This is a genomic window from Streptomyces sp. NPDC047079 (assembly GCF_040643755.1).
Classification (GTDB): domain Bacteria; phylum Actinomycetota; class Actinomycetes; order Streptomycetales; family Streptomycetaceae; genus Streptomyces.
The window spans coordinates 1-2,121 of sequence record NZ_JBEYUZ010000014.1; the positions used below are offsets into that span (position 1 = coordinate 1).

Annotated in this window: 3 protein-coding genes; 1 reads left to right on the forward strand and 2 read right to left on the reverse strand. The window is 71.7% G+C overall.

What is annotated here, in order from left to right:
- The coding region (locus tag ABZ823_RS19270) for a maltotransferase domain-containing protein (protein ID WP_361661329.1) at positions 1-641 on the reverse strand (641 nt) is incomplete at its 3' end.
- Between the two features lie 82 nt (positions 642-723).
- The gene (locus ABZ823_RS19275) at positions 724-1,020 is read right to left on the reverse strand and encodes a DUF5133 domain-containing protein (RefSeq protein WP_361661332.1); all 297 of its coding nucleotides are present in this window, start codon (positions 1,018-1,020) and stop codon (positions 724-726) included.
- A 330-nt stretch (positions 1,021-1,350) separates the two neighbouring features.
- On the opposite strand from ABZ823_RS19275, the gene ABZ823_RS19280 reads away from it, so the two are divergent.
- Positions 1,351-1,878, forward strand: a complete 528-nt coding sequence (locus ABZ823_RS19280) for a pep a2 (RefSeq protein WP_361661334.1) — start codon at positions 1,351-1,353, stop codon at positions 1,876-1,878.
- Positions 1,879-2,121: the final 243 nt, after the last annotated feature.

Genomic DNA, 2,121 nt, shown 5'->3' on the forward strand with positions numbered 1-2,121 from the left:
AACGCCCGCTCCCGCTCCACCAGCAACGGCAACACACCCGACGACGTCACCAACTCCCGCAACGGAAACCGCGCCAACACCTCACCCACCTCGGGAGACAGGGCGGCGGCAAGACGGGCGACTGGTGGCCGGGACTCGTCGCGCAAGGCGCGGACGGCCGCCCGTACCGTGTCCCGCGGTGGCCCCTCCGGCACTCCGGCCGCGGCCCGTTCGTACAGGTCGGCGCCCTCGTCCAAAACCAGTGCGACATCGATGCGGGACGGCACCTTGATCTGCGCGTGCCGCCGCCAGGTGGTGACCGGATCGCTCCACGCCTCCACCAGATAGGTCCAGTTGCCGACCGACGTCGGTGTCACCTCGGCGCCCCAGCGGTCCGATCCGGGTTCCAGTTCGCGCATCGGTGTCCAGGGACCGGGACGGCCCTCGGGGTCCCTGAGTACGACATTCGCGCCGATCGCGCCGTGCCCCTCACCGAAGACCGTGGCGGTGACCTGGAAGGTCTCCCCCTCCACCGCCTTGGCCGGACGTCTCCCGCCGTCGACGGCGGGCCGGACGTCCACGATCGGGATGCGCCCGGTCAGGGGCCTCACGCCGCCGGTGACGGCGCCGCTCGCAGCCTGGTGCACGGCCTGCGGTTCCATGGACTTCGCCTCCTCCGCCGTTCTCGGGCCTCGGTGGGCGCCGGCTCTGCGGTGTTCGCTTCACATCTGCGTACGACGTCTCCTACGCGTTCGCCGACGGTGTGGGACAAGTTCTGGAAACGGTCCGCTCACGGGGGTCGTGGGGGCCGTGCGGGTCACGGTGGCGCGGGTCCCCATGTTCACGGGCCTTCAGATACAGCTCGGCGGCGTCGACGGCCTCGCGTGCGCAGCGCTTGCCCATCAGCACGCACAGCGTGTAGCCCGTGTTCTCGAAGTTGCCGCGGACGGCGCGGTTGTCGGGGGACGCGAGCATCAGGCGCTCCCAGGCGCGGTACTGCTCGAGGTGTCTGGCGACCTCGGCTCTGGCCGGCTGGAGCATGGCACGGTCACCTCCCACTCTCTGCGCTGAGCATGGTTCCGGCAGGGGCGCGTGAGGCCGCACGTCCGGAGGGTGCGCGACAGCCGTGCACGGAGCGGGGGTGATCCGTTACGGCGATCGAGACCTTCACCCATGGTGCACGGTGCGCCACGCAGCGTCCTGTTCGGTTTTCAACCACCTTGGGCGATCGGGCTTCGTGTTGCACGAATGGAGTAGCGCCATCACTCTGGGACTGACTCAGAAGCGATGAGTGCTCACGCTTCGTGATCGGGGCTCGGCCCCCTGGGCCGGAGGAGGAGCGAGAGCTTCGCCGGTGAGGAGCCAACGACAATGAAGACCGCAGCACCCTGCTACTACCACCTCGACATGGAACTCAGCCCGGAGCGCATCGGGCAGGTCCGGCGGATTCTGGCCGCCCACCTCCGGTACTGGGACCTCGAGACACTCGTCGAGCCCGTGTGTCAGTGCGCCGAGGCGCTCCTACGCACGATCGACCGGCACGCGGCCGACAAGAACACCACGATCGAGATGTGGTGGAACGGTCAGCACCTCATCACCGCGGTCCAGGACGCCGAACGGGACATCCGGCCGCACTACGCGCCGAGCGGATGTCTGACGCAGATCGCGGCGCTGAGCAACGGCTGGGGCTGCTGCGCCACCGCGGCCGGCGGCAAGATCATCTGGTTCTCCCAGCGGGCCAGGTCCGGCGAGCGGGCCCCCCTCGTTCCGGCGGCGCCCGCGCCCAGCCTCCGCGAGGCCCGTCCCCTGCCGCGTGCCCTGCCCCTGCCGGCTGTGGCGGCACGGAACCGGGAGGAACAGGCGGCCGAGCAGCCGGAGCCGGTCCTGGTCGGCGCCTAGGGGGCCTTCATTTGGATCAGTCCCGGTCCGCGACGCCCGGCACGGCAGGCGGCGGGCGGCAGTGCGTGCGTCCAATGCCCTCGGGTGGCGCACGCCGCCACGACAGCCACAGGAGCGGCGCCCGCGGTCGTACGGCCGCGGGGGCCGCGCCCCCGCCCCCCCCCGCGGGGCGCGGGGCCCGCGCCCGCCGCCCGGCCACCCCCACCCCGGGGGGGCCGGTCGGCAGATGTGAGGGCGGGGTGC